Annotated in this window: 15 protein-coding genes; 7 read left to right on the top strand and 8 right to left on the bottom strand. The window is 44.9% G+C overall.

The window, feature by feature from the left end:
• Nucleotides 1–38 precede the first annotated feature (38 nt).
• Entirely contained in the window at nt 39–1,826 is a 1,788-nt protein-coding gene (gene pyk / locus QT984_RS25520; RefSeq protein ID WP_333052847.1) for a pyruvate kinase, read from the bottom strand.
• A 455-nt stretch (nt 1,827–2,281) separates the two neighbouring features.
• On the opposite strand from pyk, the gene crtR reads away from it, so the two are divergent.
• The gene (gene crtR, locus QT984_RS25515; RefSeq protein ID WP_333052848.1) at nt 2,282–3,172 is read left to right on the top strand and encodes a beta-carotene hydroxylase; all 891 of its coding nucleotides are present in this window, start codon (nt 2,282–2,284) and stop codon (nt 3,170–3,172) included.
• Between the two features lie 282 nt (nt 3,173–3,454).
• Here crtR and aroH read toward each other — a convergent pair whose 3' ends face one another.
• Nucleotides 3,455–3,862: a chorismate mutase gene (aroH, locus tag QT984_RS25510; RefSeq protein ID WP_333052850.1), complete on the bottom strand. Its 408-nt coding sequence runs from the start codon at nt 3,860–3,862 to the stop codon at nt 3,455–3,457.
• A 117-nt stretch (nt 3,863–3,979) separates the two neighbouring features.
• Nucleotides 3,980–4,798 carry a signal peptide peptidase SppA gene (sppA, locus tag QT984_RS25505; RefSeq protein WP_333052852.1) on the bottom strand — a complete coding sequence of 273 codons (819 nt, stop codon included), beginning with the start codon at nt 4,796–4,798 and terminating at the stop codon, nt 3,980–3,982.
• A 301-nt stretch (nt 4,799–5,099) separates the two neighbouring features.
• Here sppA and QT984_RS25500 point away from each other — a divergent pair, with 301 nt between their 5' ends.
• The gene (locus QT984_RS25500) at nt 5,100–6,173 is read left to right on the top strand and encodes a DMT family transporter (protein ID WP_333211925.1); all 1,074 of its coding nucleotides are present in this window, start codon (nt 5,100–5,102) and stop codon (nt 6,171–6,173) included.
• Between the two features lie 13 nt (nt 6,174–6,186).
• On the opposite strand, the gene QT984_RS25495 is transcribed toward QT984_RS25500, so the two are convergent.
• Genes QT984_RS25495 through QT984_RS25480 form a run of 4 tightly spaced genes read right to left on the bottom strand, consistent with a single transcriptional unit; the run spans nt 6,187 to nt 8,775 of the window.
• Nucleotides 6,187–6,606: a PIN domain-containing protein gene (locus tag QT984_RS25495; RefSeq protein WP_333314692.1), complete on the bottom strand. Its 420-nt coding sequence runs from the start codon at nt 6,604–6,606 to the stop codon at nt 6,187–6,189.
• On the bottom strand, nt 6,603–6,902 hold the full coding sequence (locus QT984_RS25490) for a hypothetical protein (RefSeq protein ID WP_333052856.1): 300 nt from the start codon (nt 6,900–6,902) through the stop codon (nt 6,603–6,605). The genes QT984_RS25495 and QT984_RS25490 overlap by 4 nt, the downstream gene beginning before the upstream one ends.
• Nucleotides 6,903–6,953: 51 nt before the next feature.
• Entirely contained in the window at nt 6,954–7,634 is a 681-nt protein-coding gene (locus QT984_RS25485) for a phage tail protein (RefSeq protein ID WP_333211921.1), read from the bottom strand.
• Between the two features lies 1 nt (nt 7,635).
• Nucleotides 7,636–8,775 carry an AAA family ATPase gene (locus QT984_RS25480; RefSeq protein WP_333211919.1) on the bottom strand — a complete coding sequence of 380 codons (1,140 nt, stop codon included), beginning with the start codon at nt 8,773–8,775 and terminating at the stop codon, nt 7,636–7,638.
• A 47-nt stretch (nt 8,776–8,822) separates the two neighbouring features.
• On the opposite strand from QT984_RS25480, the gene QT984_RS25475 reads away from it, so the two are divergent.
• From QT984_RS25475 to QT984_RS25465, 3 genes are all read left to right on the top strand, one after another.
• Nucleotides 8,823–9,725, top strand: a complete 903-nt coding sequence (locus tag QT984_RS25475) for a M28 family peptidase (protein WP_333211917.1) — start codon at nt 8,823–8,825, stop codon at nt 9,723–9,725.
• A gap of 146 nt (nt 9,726–9,871) precedes the next feature.
• On the top strand, nt 9,872–13,564 hold the full coding sequence (locus QT984_RS25470) for a hydantoinase B/oxoprolinase family protein (protein ID WP_333375201.1): 3,693 nt from the start codon (nt 9,872–9,874) through the stop codon (nt 13,562–13,564).
• A gap of 37 nt (nt 13,565–13,601) precedes the next feature.
• Nucleotides 13,602–14,726, top strand: coding sequence for a three-Cys-motif partner protein TcmP (locus tag QT984_RS25465; protein ID WP_333375199.1), 1,125 nt, complete (start codon nt 13,602–13,604; stop codon nt 14,724–14,726).
• Here QT984_RS25465 and QT984_RS25460 read toward each other — a convergent pair.
• The gene (locus QT984_RS25460; protein ID WP_333234530.1) at nt 14,707–15,495 is read right to left on the bottom strand and encodes a phage Gp37/Gp68 family protein; all 789 of its coding nucleotides are present in this window, start codon (nt 15,493–15,495) and stop codon (nt 14,707–14,709) included. The genes QT984_RS25465 and QT984_RS25460 overlap by 20 nt on opposite strands.
• 217 nt (nt 15,496–15,712) lie before the next feature.
• Here QT984_RS25460 and QT984_RS25455 point away from each other — a divergent pair, with 217 nt between their 5' ends.
• On the top strand, nt 15,713–16,360 hold the full coding sequence (locus tag QT984_RS25455; protein ID WP_333270119.1) for a sigma-70 family RNA polymerase sigma factor: 648 nt from the start codon (nt 15,713–15,715) through the stop codon (nt 16,358–16,360).
• A gap of 112 nt (nt 16,361–16,472) precedes the next feature.
• The gene (locus QT984_RS25450; protein WP_333052864.1) at nt 16,473–16,793 is read left to right on the top strand and encodes a 2Fe-2S iron-sulfur cluster-binding protein; all 321 of its coding nucleotides are present in this window, start codon (nt 16,473–16,475) and stop codon (nt 16,791–16,793) included.
• The last annotated feature ends 193 nt before the right edge of the window (nt 16,794–16,986 follow it).

The following is a 16,986-nucleotide window of genomic DNA, read 5'->3' as shown; positions in this document are numbered from 1 at the left end:
TGTAGAATTTAATTCAAAATTCTACAACTCACCAACAGTTAAACGGTCACTTCAGTGTCAGTTGAACCGCCTCTGGCCCCGGAATAAACCAAACCCCGCTGCATATCCAGCGTCAGCATAGTTCCGTCCCGAATTACCCGCGTGGCATTCTTCACGCCCACCATCACCGGCACGCCCAACCGCAAACCGATAATCGCGGCGTGAGAAGTCAAACTGTCCTCCTCCGTCACCACACCTGCGGCTTTCCGAATCATCTCCACAAAAGCGACGCTGGTGTGTTCCACTACCAAAATTTCTCCAGCGTGGAAATTGCCTACATCCGCAGCAGTGCGAGCAACCCTGGCCATCCCACTCACCGATCCCAAACCGACACCGGTGCCTTTGCCTAAAACTGCTGTCACTACTTCAACTTTGATCAAATCCGTCGATCCGGCAACCCCTTGCAGAGTACCGGCGGTCATTACCACTAAATCTCCGTCGGAGACTAACTCTTTTTCCTGGGCGACTGTCATGGCAGAGTGAAATGTCTGGCCGGTGGAGGGCAAATCCAGCACCAGCAAGGGTTTTACTCCCCATACTAATTGCAGTTGTCGGGCTACGTCTACGTGAGGAGTAACTGCCAAAATCGGAGTTTTGGGTCGGAATTTCGAGACATTTCGGGCTGTGGCGCCGGTTTTGGTCAGCGTCATGATGGCCGCGGCGTTCAATTGTTCGGAGATTTGGCTGACTGCTTGGCTGATGCCGTTGGGGATCGATCGACCAATATCTTCTACATTCCTAATATTCCGCTTAATTCCTTCCCTCTCCATCCGCACCGCAATTCTCGCCATCGTCGCCACCGCTTCGACGGGGAACTTGCCGACAGCAGTTTCATTGGACAGCATCACTGCATCAGTTCCGTCAAGAATCGCGTTGGCCACGTCGGAAATCTCGGCGCGGGTGGGACGGGGATTGTTGACCATGCTGTCGAGCATCTGGGTAGCGGTAATTACCGGAATGCCCAGGCGGTTGGAGGTAGCAATCAGGCGCTTTTGCAAAATCGGCACGTCTTCGGCGGGTAGTTCCACTCCCAAATCGCCGCGGGCGACCATCACGCCGTTGCAAAGGGTCAGAATTTCCTCCATTTGTTCGATCGCCTCGTGCTTTTCGATCTTAGCAATCACCGGTACTTGCTTGCCCGCACTGGCAATCAGCTCTTTAATTTCGAGCACATCTTGGGGATTCCGCACAAAGCTCAGCGCCACCCAATCGACACCTTGGTCGAGGCCGAACATTAAATCTTTGCGGTCTTTATCAGTCAGCGCTTTAATTGACAGGTAAACTCCGGGAAAATTCACCCCTTTGTTGTTGGAAAGTGGCCCGCCGACGACGACGCGGCAGTACAATTCCCGCGCCGCACGGTCTACTTTTTCGACCAGCATTTCCACTTTCCCGTCGTCAAGCAGAATCACTGATCCCTCTGGAACTTCGTCTGCTAGGGGGTCGTAGGTGACGGAAGAAATGAGTTCGGTGCCTGGAACTTGGCGACTGGTGAGAATGAAAGGATCGCCGTTTTTGACAACTATAGAGCCTGTCTCAAAGCGCCCTAAACGAATTTTCGGGCCTTGGAGGTCTTGGAGGATGGCAACCGGCTGGTTGAGTTCAAAGGATGTTTGCCGGATTAAGCGAATGCTGCGCTGGTGGTCTTCTTCTGTTCCGTGGGAAAAGTTGAGTCGCAAAGTTGTGGCACCTGCTTCTATGAGCTGGCGCAGCACTTGTGGGTCCGAAGTTGCTGGGCCAATGGTGGCGACGATTTTAGTCCGGCGTAGGGCTTTTGGCAATTGCATCAGCGGTGTTCTGGGGAGGCAGGTGGATTTCTTGTTTAAATTTCGGCTAACGTTTCATCTTTGCACTACAAGCAATGATGCTAGTCTCAAGTCTTAAAAATTTTGATAGTCGTCAAAAAAGTAGGTATTGAACAATATATAGAATATCTGACTTTTTACCGATCGGTAATCTTTTCTTGGGGAGCGCTCTTTTTTGCAAATTTTTCCGCTCTCAGGCTTGACATAAATACAGACATACCCATTGATTTTAATTGGTCTGCTGAGCTCTTTTGGCTAATCTAGGACTGGTATCCTTGTACAACAGCAATACTTTCCTGTTTGTGCAGAGGCTAGTTTTTGGCGATCGAACTCTGTTCTTTCATGCCTTGAGGCTGAGGTTCCTGACAAAACTTTACTATTGTCTGGCTTGTATCTTATACTACGCAAGTGTGAAATATTAAGGAGTCTTAACAAAGATGTCGGAGGCAGGACGGCCGCTGACAGTGCCGAAAGAGTTTCTGAGTCCTCCCGGTGACTTGAATCCGACACTGCTGCTGTTTTTGAGTGCAGTAGTGATTATCGTGATTTCTAACTTGGGTTTCTGGTGTTGGGGATGGCCGCAGTGGTGCTGTTTTACGCTGAACGTGTTGGCGTTGCACATGGCTGGAACTGTGATTCACGATGCGTCTCACAATGCGGCCCATCGCGATCGCACAGTTAATGCTATTTTGGGACACGGTAGCGCGCTGATGTTGGGTTTTGCTTTCCCGGTGTTTACGCGGGTACATATGCAGCATCACGCCCACGTTAATGACCCAGATAACGATCCAGACCATTATGTTTCTACGGGCGGGCCTTTGTGGTTGATTGCTGCGAGGTTTTTTTACCACGAGATTTTCTTTTTTAAGCGCAAACTGTGGCGGAAATACGAACTCTTGGAATGGTTTCTCAGCCGTTTGTTTGTCGTAGCGGTGGTGTATATTGCCATTCAGTACGACCATTTAGGTTACGTGCTGAATTTTTGGTTTTCTCCGGCTTTGGTGGTGGGGTTGGCCTTGGGGTTGTTTTTTGATTATTTGCCGCACCGTCCGTTTCACGAGCGCGATCGCTGGAAAAATGCCAGAGTATATCCTAGTCCTATTCTAAATATCTTGATTTTGGGGCAGAATTATCATCTGATTCATCACTTGTGGCCTTCCATTCCTTGGTACAATTACAAGCCTGCTTATGAGGCTGTCAAGCCGCTGTTGGATGAGAAAGGTTCTCCTCAAACTTTGGGAATATTGGAAGGGAAAAAGGACTTTTGGAGTTTTATATATGACATTTTTTTAGGGATTAGGCTGCATCACAAGAAAGCGTCTGATTGACAAAAAACCCGGCTTCTCAAAGAAACCGGGTTTTTTTTATAATAAAAGCTTTTAAGCATACAGCGGATTCCAGGTTTATAAAGTACACCCCAGAAACCGGGTTTCTTCTGGATTTCTCGCCAGAAACCGGTTTTATTCAAGAAACCCGGTTTCTCTGTACTTCACTTACCTGGAAAGTGCTGTATATCCCCAAGGCAGGTTTTGTACTGTATCAAATCCCGTAAAAAATAAACCCACCTGTAATGGTGAGTTAACTTTTAAATCAAGCCCAAAGTGAATCTATTATTTTTCCCCAGCCACCGCCACCGCTAAATTCCTATCGGGGCGCAAATTTTGAGCTCCCCGCAAATAAGGATGATAAATTTCAGTATTTGCCGGCCAATTGACGTGAATTAAAAACCGAATGCAGCGTTCCAAAGCACCTTCAACGTGCATTTGCTGCACGTCCAACAAAGGAACATTACACCAGTGAGGACGTTCGCGGGCGATCGCAGCCGGAAACACAGCATCTAAATCGCGAGTAGCAGAAAACGTAGCACTAATAATTAAATCTGGATTTATATCATTTTTTGCTTCTAATTCATCTAATAATTCTCTCACCGCTTCTCGAATTGCTGCCACCGAATTCTCGCTAGCTGTTGTTGCCCCACGAATCCCCCGCACTTGCCACTCCACGCAAATTTCCTCCATATTAGTCAGTTGCCAGTTGTCAGTTGTTAGTTGTCAGTTGCTAGTTGTCAGTTGCTAGTTGCAATTACCCATTACTAATTACTAATTACCACTGCCAACTGCCAACTGACTATTTAATCACGGGCGATACATCCACAGCGGCAAACCGCTAGTAGAAAGATCGAATTCCAGCAAATTCTTGTAAGCCGAAAGCCCGGATATATCCAGACTACTCCCCAAGACGCGATTTAGGAAAGGTTTTTGTTTTTCTAGCGTGCAAGACTCGGTTTTTTCCGGGTCGAGGCCTGCGAGTTCGGCGGCAAGGCGGCGAGCGTCCTCTTCTGTTCCCAGTCGATCGACCAAACCCAATTCTAAGGCTTGCTGGCCGGTAAAAACCCGACCGTCGGCAAAACTTTTCACTTTCTCAACAGGCAATTTCCGGGCTTCAGCAACGGTTTCCACGAATTGCTGGTAGCTGGTGTCGATCAAGTCTTGCAGAATTTGCTGTTCAGGATCTGTCAATTCGCGATCGAATGCCAAGATATCTTTATACGGCCCCGATTTAATCACCTGAAAAGAAACGCCTACTTTTTCTAACAGCCGTTCTAAATTGTTACCCCGGATAATCACGCCAATGCTGCCAGTAATTGTACCGGGATTAGCAACGATATGTTCGGCTCCCATGCCGATGTAAACTCCGCCAGAAGCTGAAATATTGCCAAAACTGGCGACAATTTTGACTTTTTCGCGCAAACGCTTGAGTGCGCTGTAAATTTCCTGGGAATCGCCGACAGTGCCGCCGGGGCTGTCTATCCGCAGCAGCAAGGCGGGAAATTTGCGTTCTTCAACGGTTTTGAGAGCTTCTAGCACTCGTTTACGGGTTTCTCCGGCAATGGCTCCGGTGATTTCGATACGGGCGATTTGTTTGCGGTAGCGGGGCTTGAATGGCCAAATCATGGGCAGTTTCGGGCAATGTTACTTTTTGTATCTCACTTCTAGTGTGCCTTATCTCAAGGAAGAAGGAAGAGAGAAGAAGGAAGAAGGAAGAAGGAAGAGGGAAGAAGGCCACTCGATGAGACTGAAGAAACCGGGTTTTTTGCAGAGATTCAGGGTTTGAGGCAAATATGTGGGTGAAAAAACCCGGTTTCTGGCCACCCGTGCGTCCAGGACTACACCAATATATAATTGTAAAAATTGCTTAACAAAACTACATCATCCCCACCAGAATCAATCTCATCAATTATTTGGAGTCTCCGCCATGCAGCTAAAACTTACCGATTCAAAACTACCTTTTGCCCCGCTGTTGCTAATTGCGCCGTTTTTCCTGTGGGGAACCGCGATGGTAGCGATGAAGGGGGTGATGCCGCATACAACGCCACTGTTTGTGGCATTCGTGCGTCTAGTACCTGCGGGTGTGTTGGTGCTGCTGGCGGCGGCGCTGATGGGAAAACCACAGCCCCAGGGTTGGAAAGCTTGGCTGTGGATTTCGCTGTTTGCTTTGGTTGACGCTACTTTGTTTCAAGGCTTTTTAGCCGAAGGTTTGGCGAGAACCGGTGCGGGTTTGGGTTCGGTGATGATTGATTCTCAGCCGCTAGCAGTGGCGATTTTGTGTTTGTGGCTGTTTCAAGAAAAAATTGGTTTTTGGGGCTGGTTGGGATTAGTTATTGGCGTTGCGGGCATCAGTTTGATCGGGTTGCCCGATGGCTGGATTTTGGGGCTTTTTCATCCTGAAAACAGGGAGGTTTCTGCGGGTATCGAACAGTTGTTTCAGGGTGGAGAATGGTTGATGCTGTTGGCTGCTTTGTCGATGGCTGTGGGTACGGTTTTGGTGCGCTGGGTTTGCCGTTATGTTGACCCGGTGGTGGCGACTGGTTGGCACATGATTTTGGGCGGTTTGCCGCTGTTGGCAATTTCGGCTGCAACTGAGTCTGAACAGTTTGTGAATATCGATTTTTCGGGCTGGATGGCGTTAGGTTATTCTACTGTGTTCGGAAGTGCGATCGCCTACGGTTTATTCTTTTATTTTGCTTCGAGTGGCAGTCTAACCAGTTTAAGTTCTCTTACCTTTCTTACGCCTGTATTTGCTTTGCTGTTCGGCAATTTGTTCTTGGGCGAAGTGCTCAATCCGCTGCAATCGATGGGAGTTGGGCTGACTTTGGTTAGTATTTATTTGATTAACCAGCGGGATACTTTGGCCCAGAAGTTGCGAAAAGTGCGGCACGGTGAAGCGAGTGCAGAAGTTGAAGCTACAGGATTGTTAGAGTCGTCTGAGTTGAATTCTGTAGAATTACCCGTGCAGTTGCGGGTTAGCGAACTGGAATCAGAAGTTTAGCGCTTTGAGAAATTTAGGGAGAATCAGTTAATTCAAGAATTAACTGATTTGGAGTTAAAATCCTAGGAGTAGTAACCGGAAAATCTCGCGGGTTGCGGGTGACAATGGCATCAATTCGATTGATGACAGCAGTGCTGTACTGAATCGCATCTTCAAAATCCTTGAAGTTGCAAGTTAATGCCATTGAAATAACAGAGTTATCTACTGTTGCGACTTGACAAAATGTGGCTAGCTGCCTCAAAAAATCCAGCGTCCAATCGCGGCCTCTGTCTCTGCGGATAATATAGTAAAGGTCGCTAAAAGTTGAGGCTGAAATATAGCCTTGAATTTTTGCTTCTTCAACAAAAGTTAAAATGCGATCGCTCTCAGAAAAGAAAGGTTCTCGATCGAGCGCAACATCTACTATTATATTGGTGTCTATCAGGATTTTCACAAGTTATGTTTCTCTTTTAAATATTCCCATTTTGCTTGTTTGTCTGGATCGTCAAAATCCAGCGTTTCCGGTACAGCATCTCGATCGAATAAACCTTGAAATGCCTTCACATTAGTTTTAAACTTTTTTTGAGGTGCTTCAGGTGCGATCGCATTTTCTGACGCGCTGGCTTGTTTAACCGTATCAGGTAGCTGCAAGACGATGATTTCTACATCTCCCGGCGGCATATTCACGGGTTCCACAACTACCAAGTTGCCAGTTGCATCGATTTTACCTCTAAGTTTGTATGCTTGCATGGTAATCTCCGATAACTATGTTTCTATTATAGGACATAATAACTTGCTTCATTACCAATCCTCTTCACCACCAATCTTAATGTCTCTGCTTTGAATCTGTTCTATAAAAGTTTTTAAACTGGGATTATCTGCGTAATGCTTCATCAAAACTTTATGCTTGCGATATGGTTTTGAAATTATTCGATAATATTCAGGATTTTTAGCCTTAGCGTCGATCGTAAAATTGTGTTTTTTCGCCAGTTCCCGATTTAACGTGTCGAGGCAGTTTGTAATTTTAGCTTTTCTACTGTCGGTATAATACAGTGGGAGGAACCAACACTCAATAGAGTCAACAGAAATTGCAAACACGATCCGCTGTTGATGTTTATCATAAAAATCCTCACCAATCGTATCTCTGAATTTTTCAATAACTTTTTCGATCGACTGCTGAGGAGTAAATTCATTACCATTTTCATCTCGCTTGGGAATATTATAATTAGAATTTTGGTAATCCAGCAAAACATCTGTATCTATTTGGATAATGATATAGTCATTATATTGAAATGATTCTCGAAAAATGTTTGACTTGCAATAATCAAAAACTAGAGTCCAACCGCCATAGTTTTTGTCTTTGTCTATTTCTGGTTGCAGCGATCTGATAACTAGATCGGATCTGTTGAAATATCCAGCTAAAATACTCTTAATAACAATCTGGTCAGTAAGTCCCTCTGTAATCAATCCAAACTTAATCATATTAAAAATTTTCAGGAAGTCCGCCGATATAGCCTCTCAAAAAAGCCTCTGATAATTTTACAGGTTCTTGTCCCTCCAGAGGTTTGGGTTTGAGAATACGTATAGCCTTAGTATGACCTAGTTGGCTGCGGTAGATCACAAACAGCCGCTGTTCCTCATCACCTAAATCCAAACCGTCCAAAACTGCCGGGTTGTGGGTTGTGAATATAACTTGTTTGTCGTGTTTTTTTGCTAATTCGACTAATTCTTGCATTAATCGGCGGCATAATCTGGGGTTGAGAGAAGCGTCAATGTTATCTATTGCAAAAAATTTAGGCGTGATATCGCTAATAAATAAAGCGAAGTAAAAAAGCAAGAATAAAAAGCCTTCATTAGAACTTCTTTGATCGAAGTAAGCTAAATCTGGATCTAAGTATCTATCTTTAATTTGGAGAGAGTTTTGAATACTTGATAAATTGGGAGGAGCTTCAAAATCTTGAAACCAATCTATTAATTGCAGTTTTTTATTGATTTCATTAAGCTGCTCCTGGTTATCTGAATTCAAAACTTTTAATAGTTTAAACAAGCCTTCTCCATTAATCCCTAATGGTTGAATTTGCCCTTCTTTTTCAAAAGTACGTAAGGCGATATTTTCAGGAGAGTAAATGATAAATTCCTGTATTTTAAGTGTTTTGATATTTGTTTTGCGGATAAATTGATATTGTCGATCTCGGCTGTCTAAAAAACTATTATATTCCCAAGCAGCAAGCGGCCTATAGGCTCTTTCTAAATTCCGTTCTTCTTCTGAAATCCCATAGTAAAAATGATTTCTCCATCGAGCATAGGGTGTATTATCGTTATTTAAAATAAACCTTATTTTTATTGTGTCATTATTTCCTCTAATTTCAATGCTGATATCTTTATCTAAATTTTCCTTTTCAAAAGCCGATCGCATCAATTGAGGTTCTGTAACTCTGATGCCCCTAGATGCTAAGAACTCGTTATCCAGCTTGTCATCAGCCGCCGCAGAAGCAAGGGCGATCGCCTCTAGGATATTGCTCTTTCCGCAGCCATTTTCACCGATCAATACAGTTAGTCGTCCTAATTCTAGCTTCAGCTTTTGAATGGACTTATAATTTTCGATCCTGACTTCTCCAATCATAATTCAATCCCATATAATCTTAGTGTACTCATTGTATCTCCGATCGCATGAATCTCAAAGAACGCTTGCACAGCCATCTGATTCAAATTGTACGCGATCGCAATCCATACCTCGCATCCCAAGGGCATTTTTATGCTCAGCAATACATCCGGGAACAGTTGGGACAGTGGGGAACTGTAGAAATTGACGATTTTTCCGTGCGCGGCCGAATTCATCACAATTTGATTTTGGATTTACCCCCCCTCAGTCCCCCCCTTGCTAAGGGGGGGAAGCAAGAAGAATCACCCCTTGCTAAAGGGGGGAAGCAAGAAAAGAAGCAAGAAAAGCCGATCGTAATTGGTGCTCATTACGATACTGTACCCGGATCGCCTGGGGCCGATGATAATGCTACTGGTGTTGCTGTTTTGCTGGAACTCGCAAGGGATATCGCATCTGCGCCGCTCAAATATCCAGTGCAATTAGTCGCCTTTGATATGGAAGAATACGGTTATTTGGGAAGCAGTCATCATGCAGCTAAATACAAGCAACAGCAAAAGTCAATCCGGTTAATGATTTCTTTGGAAATGTTGGGTTATTGCAACCATAATCCTAATTCTCAAAGCTATCCCGCTGGCTTGAAATATTTTTATCCCAATAGTGGCAATTTTATTGCTTTAATTGGCACTTTGCGGACGGTTCCCGATTTGATTAATTTGAGTGGCAAAATTCGCCAATCTGGTCAGCCCTGCGAGTGGCTGCCGGTGCCGAATCGAGGTTTAATTGTGCCGGATACTCGCCGCAGCGATCATGTTCCTTTTTGGGATAATGGTTATCCCGCTATCATGGTGACTGATACTGCTAATATGCGAAATCCGCATTATCATCGAGAAAGCGATAGGATTGAGACTTTGGATTTAGATTTTCTGGCTGGTGTTTGTCAGGGGTTAGTCAAGGGCATTCGACATCTATAAATTAACACGATCGAGCGCGTGCTAGTTGGATTGACCAGAAATTATGACTTTTATGACCCGAAGTTATGAATTTTATGAATTGACTTGAACAGAAGTTTGTTGAATACTTGTAAATTAATCAAGCAAAAATTTCAAAAAAAAGAGATATGAATCCTACTTTTCCCGATCGCACTCGCTGGCAATTTTGGATCGATCGCGGTGGCACTTTTACCGATATTGTCGCCAACAGCCCCGACGGTAAATTAGTCATTCACAAGCTGCTGTCGGAAAACCCGGAACGCTACACCGACGCCGCAGTTCAAGGAATTCGCGAGATTTTGAGAATTCCCGCCGGCGCAGCTATACCCGCCGCCGAAATTGAAGCGATTAAAATGGGGACGACGGTAGCGACAAATGCTTTGCTGGAACGAAAGGGCGATCGCACAATTCTGTTAATTACTAAAGGTTTCGGCGATGCGCTGAGAATTGGCTATCAAAACCGCCCGAATATTTTCGCGCGCCACATTGTTTTGCCCCAGATGCTGTACGATCGAGTTATTGAAGTTGCAGAACGCTACAGTGCTCAAGGTGAGGAGTTAACTGCTGTCAATCCCGAATTTATCCCGTCTTTGCAGCAAGCATACGATGAGGGAATTCGCAGTTGTGCGATCGTATTCATGCACGGCTACCGCTACTCGGAACACGAAAAACAAGTTGCTAAAATAGCGAAAGAAATTGGCTTTACTCAAATTTCAGTATCTCACGAAGTCAGCCCGCTGATGAAATTAGTTTCGCGGGGAGATACTGCGGTTGTCGATGCTTATTTATCTCCGATTTTACGGCGTTATGTCGAACAAGTAACAAGTCAATTAATAGAGGCAGATTCCGGGAACGAGGGATTATTAATGCCCAATTCCCAATGCCCCAAATTAATGTTTATGCAATCGAATGGCGGCTTAGTGGAGGCGGCACAATTCCAAGGAAAAAACAGTATTTTATCCGGGCCTGCTGGGGGAATTGTCGGTGCAGTTCAAACCAGCAAAAAGGCAGGTTTTGATAAAATTATTACCTTTGATATGGGCGGAACTTCGACAGATGTTGCCCATTTTAACGGCGAATACGAACGCGAATTTGAGACGGAAATTGCTGGGGTGAGATTGCGATCGCCCGTGATGGCAATTCACACTGTAGCAGCCGGCGGCGGTTCAATTGTCTTTTTTGACGGGGCTCGCTACCGCGTCGGGCCGGAGTCTGCAGGGGCCAATCCTGGGCCCGCTTGCTATCGCAAAGGCGGCCCCTTGACGGTGACTGATTGCAATGTGATGTTGGGTAAAATTCAACCGGATTTTTTCCCGAAAGTATTTGGATTGAATGGAGATTTGCCGATCGCCCCTGACGTAGTAAAGCAAAAATTTGGGCAATTAGCGGGGGAAATTGGGGGCGAGAGGACGGCCGAAGAGGTGGCGGAGGGTTTTTTGGCGATCGCTGTGGAAAAGATGGCAAATGCTGTCAAAAAAATCTCGCTTCAGCGCGGTTACGATGTTTCGGAGTATACTTTGTGCTGTTTCGGCGGTGCGGGCGGCCAACACGCTTGTGCGATCGCCGATGCTTTGGGGATGAAACGGGTATTTATTCACCCTTATGCGGGCGTGTTGTCGGCTTACGGTATGGGTTTGGCTGATGTGCGGGCTATTCGCGAAAGGGCGATCGAGCAACAATTAAATACAGAATTATTATCTGATTTGCATTATATTTTAAGCGAATTGGAGGCTGAGGGAAAGAGGGAATTGAACCGCAGAGGCGCAGAGAACACAGAGAATGAGTCTGAGGTTTTAGTTGTTAGCAAGTTGCGCTTAAAATATCAGGGGAGTGACTCGGTTTTGGCGGTCAATTTTGCTGACAATATTGAAGCGATGCAGGCTGAATTTGAAGCAGCCCACCGACAGCGTTACAGTTTTATTATGCCAGAAAAACCGCTGATTGTGGAAGCGGTTTCGGTGGAAGTTGTAGAAACAATGGATGTGCCAGAAGCATCCACAATTTCCCCCTCTTGTGGCACAGGCATCTTGCCTGTGCAACCAATTTCAACGGTGCAAATGTATGTGGGTGGCGGCTGGCGGGAAACGCCTGTTTATCAGAGAGACGATTTGCGATCGGGCGACTGCATAGAAGGCCCTGCTATGATTGTTGAAGCAACGGGAACTAATATCATAGAACCGGGCTGGGAAGGGGAAATCACCGAAAATAATGATTTAATTTTGAACCGCAGATGCACGCAGATGGACGCAGATAATATCGGCGTTCATTCGCGTTTATCTGCGGCTAAATCCGATCCGGTTTTGCTGGAAATTTTTAATAATTTGTTTCGGGCGATCGCGGAACAAATGGGCGTCACATTGCAAAACACAAGTTCCTCAGTCAACATCAAAGAACGTCTCGACTTTTCCTGTGCAATTTTCGACAAAAACGGGCAATTAGTTGCCAACGCGCCGCACATTCCCGTACATCTAGGCTCGATGAGCGAAAGCGTTGAAGCTTTAATTTTAGCACAAGGCAATGCGATTCAACCGGGCGATGTTTATGTTTCTAACAACCCCTACAACGGCGGCACACACTTGCCAGATATCACCGTTATTACTCCAGTATTTAATTATGATTCCTCCCTTCCTTTGTTTTATGTTGCCTCGCGGGGACACCACGCGGACATCGGCGGCATTACTCCCGGTTCCATGCCTCCTAACAGTACAACAGTAACTGAAGAAGGTGTATTGCTTGACAATTTCCTGTTAGTAAGCGAGGGCAATTTTCGAGAAAAAGAATTACTAGAACTTTTGACAGCGGGTAATTTTTCTGTTCGCAATTCCGCTCAAAATATAGCCGATTTGCAAGCACAAATTGCTGCTAACAAGCGCGGCGTAGAAGAGCTGCTCAAGATGGTAGAACATTATGGATTAGAGACTGTGCAAGCTTATATGGGCTTCGTACAAGACAATGCGGAAGAGTCGGTGCGGCGGGTAATTGAGGTTTTGAGTGATGGCGAATTTACTTATCAGATGGATAGCGGCGGACAAATTAAGGTAGCGATTACAATTGACAAATCTGCGCGCCGTGCAAAAATAGATTTTACTGGCACATCTCCTCAGCAATTTAACAATTTTAATGCTCCGGCTGCGGTGTGTAAAGCGGCTGTGTTGTATGTTTTCCGCACCTTGGTAGATGACGATATTCCTCTGAATGCGGGCTGTTTGAAACCTCTGGAAATCATCAATCCTGAAGGCTGTATGCTGAATCCGCGCTATCCGGCGGCGGTGGTTGCGGGAAATGTGGAAACGTCGCAGAATATTACGGATGCTTTGTATTGTGCTTTGGGAGTGATGGCGGCTTCTCAGGGAACTATGAATAATTTTACCTTTGGAAATCAGCGCTATCAATATTATGAAACTATTTGTGGCGGTTCGGGTGCGGGGGCAGATTTTGACGGTACGGATGCGGTTCAGACTCACATGACTAATTCGCGTTTAACTGACCCAGAAGTATTAGAATGGCGGTTCCCGGTGTTGTTAGAAAGTTTTGCAATTCGGGCTAATAGTGGGGGGAATGGATCTCATCGCGGCGGTAATGGAGTTGTGCGGCGAGTACGGTTTCGGGAGGCGATGACGGCGGGAATTTTATCGGGGCGGCGGGTGATTTCTCCTTGCGGCTTGAATAGGGGTGAAGCGGGGAAACTTGGGCGGAATTATGTTGAAACGGTTGAGGGAAAAGTTGAGGATTTGGGGAGTACGGCGAGTGTGGAAATGCAGCCGGGGGATGTGTTTGTCATTGAGACTCCTGGGGGTGGAGGATATGGTACAATTATGTAGCCGCAGTAAAATTAACTAAATTGTAGAGGTGACTGTGATGCCTGACAGTTCTTTCTTTGATGAGTCCAGAGATAATTCTTTAGTAAAATCAGAAATAGTTGCTAAATACTTTTGGGCCTGGGCAAAGGTAATTATACCCACAGCAAAGAAATGGAGTAATAAAATTGCCTATATTGATTTGTTCTCTGGGCCAGGTCGCTATCAAGACGGTTCTAAGTCTACTCCATTACTTATCTTGGAACGTGCTATTGCCGATCCAGATATGTCACAAATGCTAGTAACCTTGTTTAATGATAAGGACTCAAATAATACTCAGTCTCTCCAGCAGGCTATAGAATCCATCCCAGATATAGGCAGATTAACCCATAAGCCAATACTTTTAAATAAGGAGGTTGGAGAAGAAATTGTTCAAGCAATTAAACAAATCACTAAGATTCCTACACTATTCTTTATCGACCCTTGGGGTTATAAAGGCTTGTCACTTGCGCTAATTGGAGCGGTCATCAAAGATTGGGGTTGTGATTGTATATTTTTCTTTAACTACAACCGGATCAACATGGGATTGCATAATACAGCCGTAGAGAAGCACATGAATTATCTCTTCGGTAAAGAACGAGCCGACAATCTTAGGGGACAGCTTGAATCGAAGCAACCAGAGGAGCGAGAGTTAATAATTGTGGAGGCTATCTCTCAGGCTTTGAAAGAAATAGGTGGCTCATATGTACTCCCATTTTGCTTTAAAAATGAAGGCGGTAATCGGACTACCCATCATTTAATTTTTGTCTCAAAAAATGTTTTGGGTTATTCAATCATGAAAGAAATCATGGCTGGAGAAAGCTCTAGCGCTAAACAAGGTGTTTCTTCTTTTGAATACAATCCCGCTCCACCTAGATATCCCCTATTATATGAGCTTTACCGTCCTCTGGATGAGCTGGAAAATTTGTTGTTGGATGAATTTGCCGCTCAGACGATGACTATGGAACAAATTTACAATCAGCATCATGTTGGCAAGCGCTACATTAGTAAAAATTACAAAGAAGCTCTTAAGAAACTCGAACAACAAGGTAAAATAATAGCAGATCCACCTGCCAGTAAACGAAGGAAGTACAAAGGAGAAATTACATTTGGAGAGAAGGTGACAGTTACATTTTTACCAAAGTAGGTGCTACTACTTTATTTGAGTTACGACTCATCCTGAAAGTGTAGCCATTGAATTGCCTTTGATGTTTATCCCATGCTTCCGGCATCTCATCCCAAATTTTATCATCCAGAAGTCGCCCACCCGCTTTAGGTGTTCTACCTCCCCATTGCTTGAAGAAAAACGCTACTTCAGCCTCCTCACACTGCTGTTGAATACTCTCAACCCATTCTGCTTGCATGGGACGGTGTTTTTGTCCAGATTCTCCCCCAACTATTACCCAATGAATGCCTTTTAAGTCAATATCCAAAGCACCTAAAAGGGGCTCGCACGAAAGAAATCTGACCTTGGCAGGTACTTTTCGCAAACAATCAATCCTGTCAACGTACTTTTGATTTTCAACAGAAACTCCCATCCAAATGTTGTCATGCCAGTCTAATTTATCTGCAAGTTCGCGAAGGCGTTCGTGTCTTTTGGTCAGAATTTGATATACGTGCCAAGGAGTTTCTCGAATCACTTCAAAAACTTCTTGAAGGAAGGAAAAAGGAACTTCTTCGTGAAATAAATCGCTCATCGAATTTACGAAAATGCGGCTCGGTTTTCGCCAGCGTTTGGGTTCTTGCAGCCGCTCGCGATGCAGTGTTAAATCAAAACCGTTAGGAAAATTAGTGTGAAACCTTTTTGTTAATGCTTCGGCATAACAATGCGTACAGCCCGGACTGACTTTATCGCAGCCCGTCGTTGGATTCCACGTTCTGTCAGTCCATTCGATACCAGTATTAATGCTAGACATACAAAGAATTTACCCTTTAAACAACCTTTGTAGGTGACACTGAACCAATAAGATTCACTATACTAATTGAGGTTTATTCACCGTCATCTACAACTTAATTATATAATAAATTTGACTTTATTATCAACATATTTTTTAAGCACTTGCATCAAATGTATATCGTGTTGTAGAATCGGGCTGCACCAGCATTGATTCCCAAAACCGTTACAGAACAATTGTGCAAACACCTAATTTTTCCGAATTCAACCATCCTGTGGTCAAATCCCTGTTTCACCACAGCGATCAGGAATTATTGACCCTGTTTCAAAACCATCCCGATCAAGGTAGGTTCTTCACGGCGATTTTTTGCCGCTATGCTCAAATTGTACACTCCCTGATTCGCCATTCCGTGCGATCGCCCGTACAAGGCGATTACCTGTTTGCCCACACTTGGCTGCACATCTATCACGAACTCCGAGGCCTCGATTTGCGTCGCGAAATCCAAGAGTCTGATGGCGAAAATCTCAGTCTCCAAAACTGGCTGATTAATGTCACCGCAGTCTGCATAAATCAAGCTGAATTGCCCCCTGTTGAGTCGATTCACTACTCTTTGCAATCGGCGCCGCCTCCCCTGTGGTGTTACGTCAAACAAGCCTTAGAATTGTTAGCGCCGCTGCCGCGTTTAGTGGTGTTGATGGCTCAGACTTTCCGCTGGAGCGAAACTCGAATTGCAGCTTATTTACAAGCAGAAGGCGAAGCTATTTCGCCCGCTCAGGTAAAGGCTTTGCTGCAAAAAGGATATCAAACTTTAGAATCCAACTTGCCGGAGGATATTCGGGCTATTTATCTAGATGAAAATCTCGATTATCAAGAAGCACTTGTCTAGATATACACGATATAAATCCGCCCTTTCTAGTTGTACGGGCGGGTTTTACCCGAAATATTTGCTAGGACTAACAGCATCGTAAACCCGCCCTTTCGCGAGGAATAAGGAAAAAATGGCAGTTTATCAAGTTCGGTTGGTGAATGAGGCGATCGCGCTCGATCGCACGATCTCCGTACCAGACGACCAGTATATCTTAGATATGGCAGAAGATGCCGGTATCCGCTTGCCGAATGGATGCAAGCAAGGAGAGTGTTCTGCTTGCGTTGTCAAACTGCTGAGTGGTGAAATCGACCAAAGCGAACAAAAGTTTTTGAAGCCGTCAGAATTGCAAGCTGGCTATGCTGTTACTTGTGTGGCTTACCCGCTTTCTGACTGCACTTTGTTAACCCATCAAGAACAAGTTTTATATCAAGCCGCCCTTTACTTTAAGTAATAGAAAATCAGTTTTTTACCATCTTTTATTCTAGCCTCGCTGGGCGCGGAATTTCTTTGTAGAAGAGCGAATTATATTCGCCATTCATATTATGTCCGGTCGATTACCCATAAGGCTCGCGAATTAAATAACTTACAATTTTAATTGTTATTGTGGGATGGGCGTCCCGCCCGTCCAAAAAGGACGGGCGGGA

It is taken from the genome of Microcoleus sp. Z1_B2, assembly GCF_036700325.1.
Classification (GTDB): Bacteria; Cyanobacteriota; Cyanobacteriia; order Cyanobacteriales; family Microcoleaceae; genus Microcoleus.
The sequence above is the reverse complement of the archived record's forward strand: the minus strand, read 5'-3'. Positions and strand labels throughout refer to the sequence as shown.